This is a genomic window from Flavobacterium sp. KH_035 (genome assembly GCF_057839565.1).
On sequence record NZ_CM174492.1, the window covers coordinates 2,758,647 to 2,773,766 of the forward strand.

The 15,120-nt window shown below is 33.5% G+C and carries 9 protein-coding genes; 6 read left to right on the forward strand and 3 right to left on the reverse strand.

All coding sequences use genetic code 11. From position 1 onward, the window contains the following. Positions 1–3 precede the first annotated feature (3 nt). The 3 genes from AC3IS6_RS11230 to AC3IS6_RS11240 all read right to left on the reverse strand — a co-directional run bounded on the left by AC3IS6_RS11230 (position 4) and on the right by AC3IS6_RS11240 (position 7,082). Positions 4–2,601, reverse strand: a complete 2,598-nt coding sequence (locus AC3IS6_RS11230; RefSeq protein ID WP_291285299.1) for an alpha/beta hydrolase family protein — start codon at positions 2,599–2,601, stop codon at positions 4–6. Between the two features lie 61 nt (positions 2,602–2,662). Next, positions 2,663–4,048 carry a RagB/SusD family nutrient uptake outer membrane protein gene (locus AC3IS6_RS11235; protein ID WP_291285298.1) on the reverse strand — a complete coding sequence of 462 codons (1,386 nt, stop codon included), beginning with the start codon at positions 4,046–4,048 and terminating at the stop codon, positions 2,663–2,665. Between the two features lie 10 nt (positions 4,049–4,058). After that, a complete protein-coding gene (locus AC3IS6_RS11240; protein ID WP_291285297.1) occupies positions 4,059–7,082 on the reverse strand; it encodes a SusC/RagA family TonB-linked outer membrane protein in 3,024 nt (1,007 codons plus the stop codon). A 500-nt stretch (positions 7,083–7,582) separates the two neighbouring features. Between AC3IS6_RS11240 and AC3IS6_RS11245 the strand changes: the two genes are divergently transcribed. From AC3IS6_RS11245 to AC3IS6_RS11270, 6 genes are all read left to right on the forward strand, one after another. Continuing rightward, a complete protein-coding gene (locus tag AC3IS6_RS11245) occupies positions 7,583–7,804 on the forward strand; it encodes a helix-turn-helix domain-containing protein (protein WP_291285296.1) in 222 nt (73 codons plus the stop codon). Positions 7,805–8,158: 354 nt separating this feature from the next. Further along, the gene (locus AC3IS6_RS11250) at positions 8,159–9,241 is read left to right on the forward strand and encodes a ComEC/Rec2 family competence protein (protein ID WP_291285295.1); all 1,083 of its coding nucleotides are present in this window, start codon (positions 8,159–8,161) and stop codon (positions 9,239–9,241) included. After that, on the forward strand, positions 9,229–10,518 hold the full coding sequence (locus AC3IS6_RS11255; protein WP_291285294.1) for an ABC-three component system protein: 1,290 nt from the start codon (positions 9,229–9,231) through the stop codon (positions 10,516–10,518). The genes AC3IS6_RS11250 and AC3IS6_RS11255 overlap by 13 nt, the downstream gene beginning before the upstream one ends. Further along, entirely contained in the window at positions 10,496–11,047 is a 552-nt protein-coding gene (locus AC3IS6_RS11260; protein ID WP_291285293.1) for an ABC-three component system middle component 1, read from the forward strand. The genes AC3IS6_RS11255 and AC3IS6_RS11260 overlap by 23 nt, the downstream gene beginning before the upstream one ends. Further along, entirely contained in the window at positions 11,037–14,189 is a 3,153-nt protein-coding gene (locus tag AC3IS6_RS11265; RefSeq protein WP_291285292.1) for an AAA family ATPase, read from the forward strand. Before AC3IS6_RS11260 ends, AC3IS6_RS11265 begins: the two co-directional genes overlap by 11 nt. Before the next feature lie 165 nt (positions 14,190–14,354). Continuing rightward, positions 14,355–15,038 carry a GNAT family N-acetyltransferase gene (locus AC3IS6_RS11270; protein WP_291285291.1) on the forward strand — a complete coding sequence of 228 codons (684 nt, stop codon included), beginning with the start codon at positions 14,355–14,357 and terminating at the stop codon, positions 15,036–15,038. Positions 15,039–15,120 lie beyond the last annotated feature (82 nt).

Genomic DNA, 15,120 nt, shown 5'->3' on the forward strand with positions numbered 1-15,120 from the left:
TTTCTATTGTACTCCTTTGTTAATCCAAGAATAGGAATGATCATCCTTCAAGAAGTAATTAAACCATTCCATCATGCGTATCGTAATGTCTTTTTGATTGTCTGGTTTTGTAAAAACATGACCTTCATCAGCATATAAAAGCATGATGCTTTTTTTCTTTAATCGGCGCATTGCCAGGTAAAATTCTAAACTCTGGTGTATGTCTACCTGCTTGTCATTTTTACCACTCCACAGCAGTAGAGGTGATTGAATATTTACAGCATTTGGAAGAGGTGAATTAGCATGATAGCTTGATGGTATATCATGTGGAGATCCACCCATATTCCATTGTTCGCTCTCAAAGCGCCACATTTCCGGATTTCCAGATCTGCCGACAGAATAATAAAGGCTTATCAGGTCCGTTATCGCCCCACTGGCAATTGCAGCAGCAAACATAGGGGTCTGTGTAATAGTAAAAGCGGTCTCATATCCGCCGAAAGAATGTCCCATAAGCCCTATTTTTGCAGAATTTACAATCCCTTTTTTTATTACTGCCGTTGTTGCAGAAACCACACAGTCAGCAGCAGAAATACCTGGGCTCTGGTAAATAAGGCTGATATCAGGAAGAAGCACAAAATATCCTTCCAATGTCATTAAAGTAACATTAAATCCTCCTTCGTTTGCAAAGGTAGGGTTTTGATATAGATGCAACTCATCGGCTTTACCCTGATAAATATTAACAATCATTGGATATTTTTTTTTGGGATCGTAAGCAGCAGGATATAATAGAACAGCTTTTAAATTCTGATATCTTGAATTTTTAAAATTAATCAGTTCGGATTTTCCCCAATAGTATTTTTCATGCTGGGGATTGCTTTTAAAAAAACTAACCGACAGCGATGAATTATTACTGCTGACGAGTTGTGGAGGCATATCAAATTTTTGCTCTCGATAGAAAATTTTATTTCTTTTCTCACTGTATTTAAACTGATCAATATAACTGTCTAAATAGACTATTCTTTTTTCAAAGGAAGATTTATCCCATCTAAAACAGCCCATCTTACCGTCATTTCCCTTTGCCCTTAGAAATATTTTTTTGTTCAGGTCAAAGGTCTCTACAACGGGTCCGTCATATACGAGTTTTCTATAATTGACAGACGGATTAATAATTCTGTATTGTATTTGCTGCTCCCTTCCTTTAGTTAATCTTCTAAAATTACTTCCATTAGGGGTAATGGCCCAAATATCGTATTGGTCGTATAGGATAATCTCATTGTCTTTTTGTGTCCACCCTGGATTTCCATAGACTGATTCCGGAACAAGTTCCTGCTTTTTCCCCTTGAATTTAATGCCCGTCGAGCCAGTAATATTTGTATGGGCATCAGTGGCCGGATTATAAACCCACCAGTTATTTTCTTTAAAGTACGCCAGGTATTTTCCTGTGGGCGAAGGGTTCAATGCCTCTAAATCATAGGGATGTTTTTCCAGAATTAATTTTTTCTCGAAAGTTTTCAAGTTTAAGATGTAATAATCTCTCGGACCTTCTATTTCAAATTGGGGTTCATACTCTTTGGGATTTGATAATATAGCATACTTCATATCGGCGGTAAGCATAACACTTGATAACTCATTTGAGGTAATAATATTTACTTTGCTTTCTGTAGGCTGCCATAAACCTAATTTTGATTTCTTTTCAATACTGCCCTGAAATTTATCAACTGGATATATCCACTTATCATTTGCATTCCATATCTCAATATTTGATTCCTGCTGTATTAAAGCAGATGGGGTAACAACAGCAAAAAAAACTTTCTGCAGGTCTTCAGATATTAGAATTTTTCGAAAAGTGTCATTTACTATGGACCAATTTTCCGGGAAATTTATATCAGATGCGCTAAGATTATATAATTCATGATTCAATAGGTTGTACAGAAACAAAATATTTTCTTTGGAATCATCATACTGCTTTATAAAGGCCAGCGCATTCCCTTCTTTCTGCCATGTCAAACCTATGAATTTTTCCCTGCTGTCCTGCTGAAACCATTTTATGTTTTCCGGTTTTTTAATACTAATTAAAGCAATAGCATTCCTGTTATCCAATAAGGTTGTATAGACCAAATTTTTACCATCAGGACTCATCAGATAACTAGTTACATCATTGATCTTTTTGATGCTTCCGCTTTGCATCGATCTGATTTCAAGGGTTTTTTTATTATTCTTATTGGTTCGCAAATAAATTAAATACCCTGTTTCACTTAATGAATACTGCATCACATTGGGTACTGTTTCTTTTTTTGAGGTTTTCAAATTAAGAATATGTAGGTTATCTCCTGAACGGCAAACGAATATATCATTAGGCGCAAAGCTGCCGTTTTCGCCGCCCGGAAAAGCATATGTAGTATTTTTTTCGATATTCTGAACAAATAAAGTATCGTTTCCGCTGGTATACTCCATATTGTATACTGCCCATTTCTCATCATGGCTTATTTTCTCTAAACGAACTTCTCCCCAAAAATGGTACTCATCAGGTGACAAGACTTTTTTTTGCACCACCTGCCCCCATAAGGGACAGGCTACTAATGGCAAAATAAATAATAAAACTAAATATAGTGGGCATTGCATTTCACAGAACCTCATGGTTCTCAGATGCTTCTTTATTATATTGAAAAACATAATTATAAATTTAATATCCCGGATTTTGAGAACCAAGAAAAGGATTTGCACTAAACTCACTTTGAGGAATAGGTAATAAATCATCAGGTGTATTCCAGCCAGGCTTAATTCCACTGAGTACAATGTCTAATTTAGCCGTCCTTTTAAGATCAAAAAAACGATGCCCGTACTCAGTAAAAAGTTCCCATTTTCTCTCAATAATTATAGCGTCCAAAATTTCCTGCTGCGTTGTGGCTGAAGTGTCTGATAGGCCTGCGCGATGCCTTACTTTATTTAAATCTTCCTTGGCACCAATGAGATCTCCCTGATAGGCCCTGGCCTCTGCTCTGATCAGATACTGCTCGGCTAATCGAAACATTATTGCATATTCTTTTGAAACTGCTGTTGAGTTGTTTTCTTTGTATTTATATGCGTGGTAAAATGTCGAAGTATTTTTTGTAACTGCTTTTATCCATAGGGACCTGCGCAGATCACCAGCCCCAAATGAATCCACCAGAAAATTGCTGAGCGAAACACGAGGGGGAGGAATCGAAATAAAAGTAAAAGTGGCAGCTTCTGCTGTATTTCTGCCTCCAGCTCCGGCCTGTAGCTGCCATATAGTTTCATTTGAATTCAATAAAAATGCACGGTCGGGACTTTCCAGATGATAAAGTTCTTCTCTGTTAAGTACAGCAGAGGAGGCATTTGCCGCTTCCGGATAAGCTTTTGAATACAAATAGACTCTGGCAAGAAGAGCTTTTGCAGTTAAAACATTAGGACGCACTCTTTCCTGACCCTGATACTGAACAGGCAGTAAAAGAATAGCATTTTCAAGATCTGTTGTAAGCTTTCTATATATCTCCGCAACAGGTTTTCTGCTAACAGTGCTGTTTTCTTTATAATCAGTGCTAGTAATATAGGGTATATCTCCAAAAAGGTTTGTAAGATAGAAATGAACCAGTGCCCTGATAAACAATGCTTCTCCCTGAAGCTGATTCTTCTGCTCAAGGGTAAGATTGCTGCTTGCAGCTGAGCCTTCGATTATCCCATTTGCAGCATAAATTTGATTATAAGCGGCGTTCCAGTACCCACTGATAACAGTGTTGGCAGGCAAAAGTGTATTTTTATAAAAACTTAAACTGGAATTGGTTGGACTTTCACTGCTTTTAATTTCATCTGCATAGTTGCCAAGCTGATTTGAAATCCCTACAGCTGTTCCAGTGAAAATTCCCGCATCCCTAATATTGGAGTAAATATTTAAAAGTGCTGAACTGGCAGTATTATAGTCTTCAAAAACAGTTGGTGTGGTCAGCTGGGATTTTGGCAGATCAACTTCTACAAACGAATCACAGGAGAACATCGAAATTATAATAATATGGCACAAGGCATTGATCGATGTGTTAAAAAGTGTTTTCATATTAATTGATTTAAAATATTAATTGTATTCCTGCTGTTATAACTTTTAGTGGCGGCAGAAAACCGTAACTTAAAAATTCCGGATCCCCATCCTTATATTTAGTGAATGTCAAAAGGTTCTGGCCCTGCAGCATAATTTTACACTGGGTTTCTTTTAACGAAAGAGGCAGGTTGTAGGAAAGAGATATATTTTTCAACCGAATGAATGAAGCATCGGTAACGGATCCCGTGCTTTCATCAAGTAAATAACTGGCTGTCATAGCATCATCGTTATACCCGGTAGTGTAGATCTGATATGGCGCAATATCGTTCTGTTCCCTCCAGCTGCTGGCTATTCTTTGCTGCTGATTGGACATCATTCCGGCAGGTCCCATTGGATAAGTTCTGTTTTTCTGTTTTACCAACTGAAATAAAAAATCTAAAGTGATTCCTTTATAAGTCAGCTGATTTTGAATTCCTCCGAAATATTTCGGATTCAGATCGGCCATTGCCTGTCTATCTTCGGGAAATGTAATACTGCCATCGCCATTTAAATCATCGAATTCATATAAGCCTGTCTGCGGATTAACACCTTTGAGGTCGTAGAGCAGTGCGATATTTAAAGGTTTTCCAATCCGGTACTGCTGGCTGTAAGCTGAGCTTTCCAGACCTGGAAAACGCACCAATTTATTGTTGGCAAACGTTAAGTTTAGATTTGTTATCCAGGTAAAATTTCCTTTTACAAAATTACTGGTACGAAGTGTAAATTCCAGTCCGCTGTTTTCTACAACAGCGTCAAGATTGGACTGTATGCTTGTAAAACCTGTTGTGCCCGGCAAGGATAGGCCCACCAGCTGATTGGACGATCGATTTTGATACCAAGCTCCTGTTACAAATATGCGATCCTGAAAAAAACCAAGCTCGAGCGCTGCTTCAAATTTTTTATTTGTTTCCCATCCAAAATCTGCATTATACAATCTTGAGGGAGAAAGTCCGGTGTTGCCACCATAAAGCACTGATGAGGTGGTATAGGTATCTAGAAATTGATAATCACCGATTTGATCATTTCCTGTTGTTCCATAACTGGAACGGATTTTACCAAAACTTAGCCACGAGCTGTCTTTTAGTAAATTTTCATTTGAAAAAATCCAAGCCAGACCTACTGCCCCGAAATAAGCAAATTGATTTCCAGGACCAAAACGACTGGATCCATCTCGTCTTGCTGTCAGATTGATGATATACCGCTCTTTGAGGTTGTAATTTATCCTTCCGAAAATAGCCTGATATTTATACTGAGTCTGGTCGTTAGTGAGCACACGTACATTCTTTGCGGCGGCAAGGTTATAAATTAGATTGTTGGAAGCGAAACCTGTTCCAGACTGAACAAGTGATTGGGACTCCTGGCTTTGAAATGTGGCTCCCAAGAGAATGTCGAGATTAGATTTACCAAGATCTTTTTTCCAGTTGATCTGTGGTTCTATAATCCATGACGAGCGATCTGTATTATTTAAAAAAATAGCAGAACCTGCACTGCTTACATTATTTGCCGGATTATAAATTGTGGATGGCACGATTCGGGTTTCATCATTATGCAAGATTGTATATCCAAGGTTACTTTTTACCGATAATCCTTTTGCCAGTTCGTATGTAAGAGTTGTATTTGCTGTTAAATCATTGGTTGCAGATTCAAATTCCGTATTAAGATTTCTAAGGGGATTATCCCAAGTTCCGTTTTCCCAATTTAGTTCACCATCGGAATTATATAAAGCTGGCGCATTAGGAGGCAGTGCCCGCGCATCATAGGTAAAATCAAATGACGGCTGGTTATTATCCTGTCTATTAAATCCTGCCGAGAATGTCAGCTTAAATTTATTATCCTCTGACTGGTGGTTTAAATTTATCTGGCTGCCCCCTTTTCGGTATAAAAAATCACCAGCAAACACAGTGGATTCTGTATGGTAAGAACCACTGACCAGAAACTGTGTATGCTCTGAACCTCCTGATACAGATGCATGAAGGTCAGTTATTTGAGCTGTTCCTCCAAGTAGTTCTTTCTGCCAGTCTGTGTAGCGGTTTTGATCCCATGTGCCGTTTATATCATAATCAGAAATCCCGTACTCGCTAATCCCGTCATTTATAAAGGCCTGTCTGCGCATATCCAAGTACTCTTGTGTATTCATCAGTTTTATAAACTTAGTCACCGTCCCAGTACCTGTCGATGCCGTCACGGTAAACTTTGTTTTTCCGGCTTTACCTTTCTTGGTTGTAATCAAAACGACACCGTTGGCACCTCTAGATCCGTAGATAGAGGTAGCATCTGCATCTTTTAGAATCTCTATGCTTTCGATCGCGTCAGGATTTATACTGTTTAGAGGACTGGTAAGTGTGGGGAAAGTTGTTCCAGTATAAAAGGACCCAACGGGTTCCGAGGAATAGGGTACACCATCAATAATATACAGAGGTGCATTGGCATCCGTCCTGATGCTGTTCTGTCCCCTTATCTTTATATCAAAGCCTCCACCGGGAACTCCAGTTGCCTGGGTTATGCTCACTCCAGCCATACGGCCCTGCATTGTTGCAAGGATATTAGTTACGGGCTGTGTTTCGATATCTTTGGAAGTGATACGAGCAATACTTCCGGTGCGTTCGCTTTCTTTTACGGAATAATAACCGGCATTGACTTTAACTTCCTGAAGGGTTGTGATATCATAAAGCAATTGTATATCAATGTTCGTTCGACTTTTTATTGGGATCAAAGCAGTTTTAAAACCAATAAAAGAAACAATTAAGGTGTCATTTGGAGCGGAAAAAAGGGTGTATTGTCCACTATAATCTGAAATAGTAGACGAATTAAGTTTGCTTTTAACAGCAATAGTAACACCAGGCAATGGATTGAGACCATCGGTTATAGCCCCTTGAATTTGATGTTGTTGAGTAAAAATAGTACTGTGCCGGACTGTGTTTTTGGCATAGACAGATGAAAAAGAAAAACAAAGCCATATAAAAAACAGGCAATAAAGACCTTTCCCATCCTTGTAAAATGAAAAAATATTCATAATATTGGATTGGTTAGTTAAACGAAGATTTGATTAGCTACGGTCCTCTATAACAGTTTAGCGACGAAGTAGAGGGCCATTTTTTATGCATTAAGTAAACGGCTTAATGGTCATAATAAAATTTCTTTTTACATTAATAAACGAGTTTTAAGATTAAAATTCTCTTATAATGCGAAGTCATTTTTAATTTAAAGGATTGCTAAGAAATATAAGCCATGAAGAACCTAATAAAAAAGGCGCAGAACTCAGCTTATTGACTTGAGGTACTGGAAATACCGAGGAACAATAAGTGAGCCCACGCCATAGGCGTGAGCATCTTACTTATCCTCTCGTTCCTTTTAAATTTCCAGTTTTCAAGTCGAGATTCTAAGCGAATGCTTCAAATATCTTAATGTGAAGAATCGCAAATATATAAATTCAAAAACAAATATAATGAAAAAAACACACAACTACACATATATGTGTAGGATTAATGTTTTTTTATACTGGAAATTTATCATGTGGAAGAAAAAGAAATAAATAAAGTACAAATTAAGCTTGGAGCTAACATAAGAAAAATTAGAGAAGAAAAAGATCAATATTCTCAATCTAAATTAGCTATTGAAATTGGTATGTCAGTAAATCAGGTTGCCAGAATAGAAAGAGGAGAAACGAATCCAACAGTAAAAACTCTAACTTTAATTGCAAGAGCCTTAAAGGTTGATATAAAAGATTTGTTTTAAGAATAAAAAGATGCTTCGGCATCTTTTTTTATGCGCAATAAAAATTTAAAACAGGTATTTATACGGTATCAATATGCTTATTAAAAGAACTATTTTGCAACTTATTTAAAGATACAGATTATGGAAAACCGTAAAGTAATGTTAAAACAGTTTTATATGTTTGCTATTCGAAGTTAATCTGTTGATACCTTGTTGATTTTGAAAATATAAAAATAAAAAATCCATTTCAGGAATACATTGAAAATTGGATGGATTGTCGAATGCTTGTTTCAGATTTTAATAAGCTTTTCCGTCATATTCAAAGCCGACACAATTGAGCATATTTAATTTTGTCCAACCGCAACAATAACAACTATGAAAATTAAGTTTTTAAAAGCATTCAACGGAGACGCAATCCTGATTTCTTTCGAAGAAAACGGAAAACCAAGAAACATTTTAATTGATGGTGGAATGCCAGCAACTTATGTACAGAAAAGCAAGAACGGTAAACTTGAATATGGAGAACTAAAAGAAACAGTTGACAAAATTAGAGAGAATGACGAAAAAATTGACCTACTTGTACTTACCCATGTTGACGATGACCATATTGGAGGTGTATTGAAATGGTTTGAAAAAGACAATGATGCTCATTCTTTGATTGGTAAAGTTTGGTTTAATTCAGGAAAACTTATTTCTGAATACTTTGACGAAGAAGAAAATAAAGACAATTTTTTGACTTTCAACCCTGATGAAACAACACTTACAAGCATTGGACAAGGTGTGAAGTTTGAGGATTACATCGAGACAAAAGGAATTTGGGACAGAAATGTAGTTATCGCCTTAGAGTATTTTGAATATTTAGGAATTAAGTTCAAAATTTTATCCCCTAGCCCAGATAAATTAAAGTTATTGCTTGGTAAATGGGAAAAAGAAGAACCTGAATCTTTAGACACATCAGCCGAAAAAAACGACTATGACTTTACACTTTCAGAACATATTGCAAGTGACAAATTCAAAGAAGACCCTGCTATTCACAATGGAAGTTCAATTGCCTTCATATTAACATTTGAGAAGAAAAACTTTGTGTTTTTGGCAGATGCACATCCGACAGTAGTAGTGAATTCCTTGAAAGAGTTTGGTTATTCAAAGGAAAAGCCATTAAAAGCTGAACTGGTAAAAATATCACATCACGGCAGTAAGGCTAATAACAACATCGAAATGCTTGAATTAATCGAGACAAAGAAATATGTAATAAGCACTAACGGAGACAAACACGCTCACCCAAATAAAAAGTTTCTTGCAAGGCTAGCTTCAGTAAATGATAATTGTGAAGTATTCTTTAATTATCCAGAGCAAATTGAAAAGATATTCTCTGATACCGATTACTCAGATTTTCCAAATTTCCGACCAATGCAAATACCCAATAACGAATTTTCTTTCTCAGGATGTCAAGAATAGATTTATTAACAAAATTTACTGTAAAAGTTGAAGGTGGAAGCGGTTGCTTGTTTCAACCAATAAATGATGAATATAGTTACGTTCTAACAGCAAAGCATGTTATAATAGATAACAATGCACCATCAATAATTCGACAATACTTGGATGAAAATGGAAATTTAATAAACGAAACATTAGAAATTATTGAAGAGCCTTATAGGCATTCAGACAATAACAAAGATGCAGCAATTATAAAAGTTAAAAAAATAGGCATAATAGAAATATTACTTCGGAATGAAATATTACCTGAAAATAAAGATGGGTATTTTTTATGTGGGCATCCGAATTCTAGGAGAAATCAAAATGACAGTTTTAGACTTGATGAAATCACTATACTACAAACTAAGCAACACAATTATCGGGAATCAAAAAGTAAACAGCCTATTATCTACGATGAAGTAATTGGCCAATCAGGCGGAGGTATCCTGAAAGTAGAAGATTCCTGTATTTTGCTTGCTGGTATTCAATCTAAAATGGCAGCAGAAGATGGAAAAGAAACCTTAGGTCGATTAGTATTTATGCCTTTATCATTCTATGATGAAATTATAGCTGAAAATGAAGATGAGTTATCCAAATTATTCCCACCATACATCGGTTCATTTGAAAGATTACTTAATGACATTTTTCCATTAGGAGGAATTCAAGTTACATCAGCTAAAAAAACTTTAATTCAAAACGAATTAAAAGTCATCGCTAAAAATCTTTGCGAAGAATTTACCCCACAAAAGATAATTGAAATCTACAAAGATTCCCTTCTAGTCTCAGGAACTGATATCGGTCTAATTAATCATAAAGCATTATGGATTTCATTTTTAGAATTACTATCTATCAATCAACTGCATAATGAGCAAAAAATTACTTTAAATGAATTGAAAAATATTCATAAGTCTAAAAAACTATACTTTACCGATTCAAAAGAGTGGATTTTTAAGCTGGAGGATATATATAGGTCTGACTTGTCAGAAGTTGAGAAAGGAGGTTTGATTGTAATAGGTTCAACTTTTGACACCAAACCAACAACCATAGAACTTGACAAAGGTTTTATTGGAGATATTTGTACAGTTCCAAATAAGGAAATGTATATAAACAATACTGTTACAGAGCCATTCAATGACTTGACAATAGTTCATATTTTCAAGTTTCAAAAACACGTAATTGATAATTATAGAGAATTTACGGCAATAACCGCAGCAAATTCTCTGCAAAAAATAAAAGATGTCACAAAAGGAGTTATTTAATAAAATAGAACTTGAAATCACAGAAGAAATAAATTCAGCATTTGAACTGAATTATTTTTCGATTGGAAAAGTCCAATATGGAGGAGAAGTAATTGTTTGCATAGTTAAGTTTGAAGACGATACAATTCTAACATATAAATGGAAAGAATTTAACAGCTACTTGACAGCAAAATTCATTCCCACAGTTAAGGATGATTATTCAAAATGGAATTTTTATGTATTCTATATTTCAGAAAGTATATTAGGAAAATCTGTAAAATATGAAATCGAAAATAACAAGTTTAGTAGCAGAAAAATTGTAATTGAGAACGTCAAATCTATTACAGAAAAAGAAATTAATCTTTTTATATCAGAACATATTACAAATGACAATATTCAAATTGGTGTTGAGAATAAACAATCATTAAAGTTTAAAAAGAATACTTCAATATCCAACATAATTGACAAGCTTAGCTTAAACAAAAAGAGTGATGGTGATTTACTAGATGCATTGAATTCAATAGAAAAAATCTACAAAAATGAAATTTAAAAAAGTTGAAATACAAGCATTTCGTGCTTATGACAAAGCCGAAGATGGAACATTCGATTTTACACGTAAAGAAGATGGTGAAAGTGCTGATTTTATCTCGTTGTATGCTCCTAATGGATTTGGAAAGACCTCATTTTATGATGCTATTGAATATGGTATCACCAATAATATTGATCGTTTTCTAAGAAAAGGAAAGGATACTTTTAATTCAGTTAAATCAGAAAGAAGTATCAGATCTAATAAAAAGCAATACTTTCTAAGGAATAATTATTCAGATGACAATCTTCCATCTTTTATCAAATTATATAAAGTTGGAGAAGAAAGTCCGGTTATAACCAATATTGAAAAACCTAAAACAAAGGCAGGATATGATTATAAATTTGATCCCAAAGCGACTATTAATAAAGAATTCAAAACAGTTATTTTGTCTCAGGAATGGATTGACGCATTTCTAAAAGAAGACAAGCCAGAAGAAAGGTATGAAAGGTTTATAGAGTATTTTGGAGATAAAAAAATTGATGAATATTATAAAAAAATAACCTCCTTGATCGCTTTTAATAATAAGAAAATTGAAGCCCTTTTGGAAGTTTTAGATGGGATTCAATTAGAACTAAAATTTGAAGGTGATAAGGATATTCTTAAAAAAATAAATGAAAAAATTATTTCATTAAATAAGGCAGGAGAAAATTTAAAAGAGATTGATGAATCTTATTCAGAAACAGATGCTCTTTATCTATCAAATTTTATGTCTGAAAGGACAAATGATTTAGATTTTGAAGTTAAAAAAGAAATTGAACATAATAAGTATTTAGATGTTTTCTATGCAGGAAATGAAGAAATTGAAGGAATGGGTAAATACTTTGATTCAAAAAGTCAAATAGAGAGACTTGAAAAACAACTCAAAGGAAATAAATCTATTCTTGAAAAATTTGATAAAAAACAAAAGTGCACAAATGAGATTGATTCGATTAAAAAGCTAAATGAAGAACTGAGTACAAAAAAGCAAAACTTGGAATCTTTAAAAATTGACTTCAAAGAATATGAAAAAGTAATTAGAGAAATTTCGGGAAAAAGTAAAGAGAATGAAGAACTGAAAAATGAGTTGTCAGCAATAACAATAATTCTGAATGTTCTAAAACAAAATGAAAGTGAAAATACCACAAAACAAAGTTCTATACAGAAACAAATTTCTGATTTAGAAAAAACAATTTCTGAAACACCAAAACTTAAAGAAAGCACTGATAATACTAATAAAAAGTTACAAGAATCAAATGAAAAACTTGTTGATTTACAAGCAAAAATTACGAGCTTAGAAAAGGAAAAAAGTTTAGTTGAAATACCAATAAATAACCTCAAAACTTCGATTCAAGAAATCAACGCTGGTGTATATCCTTCTGTTTCTGATGAAGCGTATTCTGATAATGGAAAAATCATTGAGGAACTTACACAAATTGAGAAATCATTAACGACTGAAAAGAAAGATCTTAATGAAATTAATTCTAAGATAGAGGCAAGTGAAAACTTTCAAAAAGAAGTCGAACAGTTTATTTCAAAAGGTTCGGAAATAGTAAATAAAAGTCAAGCAAGTGCTTGTCCTTTATGCGAACAGCAATACGAATCGTTTAGTGCTTTGGCTTCAAAAATATCTAATAATATACTTTTATCAAATGTCCTTTCAAGTTTACTAAATGAAAGAGATGTTAAAAACAGAACCATTACACAAGTAAATGAATCATTAAAATTAAAAAGAGAAAGATTAATATCTGAAACCACCAAGAAATTAGAAGAAATAGAAAAAAAGCGTGCAACAATTTTAGATGATTTGAAAAAACATTCCGATTCAAAAGCGTTACTCACAAAAGAGATAGAGTTGAATACTAAAATTCTTAATGAAACTATTTTAAAACTAAAAGGAAAAACGATTGAAGAATTTGAAAAAGAAACACAAAGTTCTTTAAGTAAATTAAAATTAGAAATTGAATCATTCATCAAAAAGATTGAAGAACTTAAAAGTTCTATTATATCAGAATCATTGAAATTAGACAATTTAAAAGAAAAGTCTGCCAATATATTAGCTGAACTCGACAGACTTAATAAAGAAACGGTCTTTACTAGGGTTATAGAGTTCTTTAAAGTAAATTATCCTGAAATAGAAATCAACGAAAACGTATTGACCGATGAGTTAACAAAGACCTTAGCCAGCATAAAATCTAATGTCGATAGAGAAATAAATTTGAAAAAAGAAATTGAAGATCTCAACACTACTCTAAACTCTTTTAAAAGTGAAGATGTTCAAAAGCAGAATGAACTAATCGAAAAATCAAAAGAATTATTCATCAAGATAATAACAGGTTTTGAGCAAGAAGTTAAATCGAAAATTGGTATTGAATTAAAAGAATATAACCTTGAATTGTTTACTAAGTTTCTAGAGGATAGAAAAAAGAAGAGTAATGAAGAAATCAATAAAATGGAGCTTAAAATAAAAGACTATAATCTTTTAGCTAAACTCAAAGAAAATGTCGAACCTTATTTGAAGTACGAGGATGCAAAAATTAAAGATAAAGACACTAAAACGAAAATTGATTTTTTAAAAAATAAAATAGCTAAGGAATTAGATAATGAGTTAAAAAGTGTAGCCGATTATTTAACTCAACAAATAGATTCTTTCTTTTATGAAGGATTGATAAATGAATTATATAGGAAAATAGACCCACATCCTGATTATAAAACTGTAACTTTTAAATGCGATTTCTCAGACACTAAACCAAAACTTAATGTTTGTGTTTATCAAGAAAAACAAGATGAACTAATAATTCCTAATTTGTACTTTAGCACAGCACAGTTAAACATTTTGAGTTTAAGTATCTTTTTAGCAAAAGCACTTAATGCAAAAGACGAGAAAGGAAATCCACTTGAATGCATATTCATTGATGATCCTATTCAATCGATGGATAGCATAAACATTCTATCGACAATTGATTTATTAAGAAGTATTGTCTTTAACCATAAAAAGCAAATCATACTTTCTACTCATGACGAAAACTTCCATAATCTTTTGAAGAAGAAAATGCCATCGAACTTATTCAATTCAAAATTTATGGAATTAGAGACTTTTGGAAAAGTGCGAACAAACAATAATTAGAGAGAGCTTCCGACTAGCGCTCGTTTCCAACGAGTGCCTACTTAAGTTAATAGGCAAAAAGATAGTGGTTGCATAGCGGTTGGAACATTATGTGATCAATTGGCTTAATGGAAAAATGTTTTTGTACTTGTGATGATTTGGCAGAATTAAGAATATGATTGAAAAATGGAAGAAAAATATCTAAAATCTTTAATTCAAAAACTCAACAGAAATAACAATAATGAGCTTATTCATTTGAGACCTCTTTCTTCAAGCGTGGAATTTGCAAAAGTTTGGGTTAATAAACCTAAATTACAAAAAAACATTTCTGACATAAATGGTCCATATAATTTTTATTTTATCAAAAATGAGGATGATATTTATGTTTCAAATGTACTTGACATGGGGTCAGATTTGCATTGGTTTGTGGATAAGAAATTCCGAAGAAATGGATATTTAACTAAAGCTTTAAGGGAAATAATTTTAAGTCATTTATTCCAAGATAGAAATGAGCAAAGAATTACAATAGATAAAAGTCAAATTGGTGAAGAAAATTCTATTGCTTCGGAAAATGTTGCAGTTTCTCTTGGATTCAAAAAATTGAATGAAAAGGAATTTTTATTATCCGGAGATAATTATTGCAATGATTTTTATATTGATGGAATAAATTCTTTTATTCCTGAGGAAAAAATTGATGAATTAAAAAATAGAATAAAATATTTAGCTCAGTCATTGAAAATGATTCAAAGTGAAGTGGAAATGAAACTTGGTTTGGCTGACTATGTAGAGGAATTGGAGGAAACAGTTAAAACATTGAATAGACATGCTATTGAATTAAAAGAAATTTGGTTTGAACAAAATCCTGACTAACAATGTCAGCTACTAACATCGATGCTACCTATGGCTGGCGCAAGTGTCACACTCGTGCACACAATCAAAATTATTATTTTCT

Excerpts from the sequence above, each read along its gene's own strand:
- AC3IS6_RS11265 (WP_291285292.1), top strand. The coding sequence starts at position 11,037 with ATGAAATTTAAAAAAGTTGAAATACAAGCATTTCGTGCTTATGACAAA.
- AC3IS6_RS11255 (WP_291285294.1), top strand. The coding sequence starts at position 9,229 with ATGTCAAGAATAGATTTATTAACAAAATTTACTGTAAAAGTTGAAGGT.
- AC3IS6_RS11235 (WP_291285298.1), bottom strand. The coding sequence starts at position 4,048 with ATGAAAACACTTTTTAACACATCGATCAATGCCTTGTGCCATATTATT.
- AC3IS6_RS11250 (WP_291285295.1), top strand. The coding sequence starts at position 8,159 with ATGAAAATTAAGTTTTTAAAAGCATTCAACGGAGACGCAATCCTGATT.
- AC3IS6_RS11270 (WP_291285291.1), top strand. The coding sequence starts at position 14,355 with ATGGAAGAAAAATATCTAAAATCTTTAATTCAAAAACTCAACAGAAAT.
- AC3IS6_RS11230 (WP_291285299.1), bottom strand. The coding sequence starts at position 2,601 with ATGCAATGCCCACTATATTTAGTTTTATTATTTATTTTGCCATTAGTA.
- AC3IS6_RS11240 (WP_291285297.1), bottom strand. The coding sequence starts at position 7,082 with ATGAATATTTTTTCATTTTACAAGGATGGGAAAGGTCTTTATTGCCTG.
- AC3IS6_RS11260 (WP_291285293.1), top strand. The coding sequence starts at position 10,496 with ATGTCACAAAAGGAGTTATTTAATAAAATAGAACTTGAAATCACAGAA.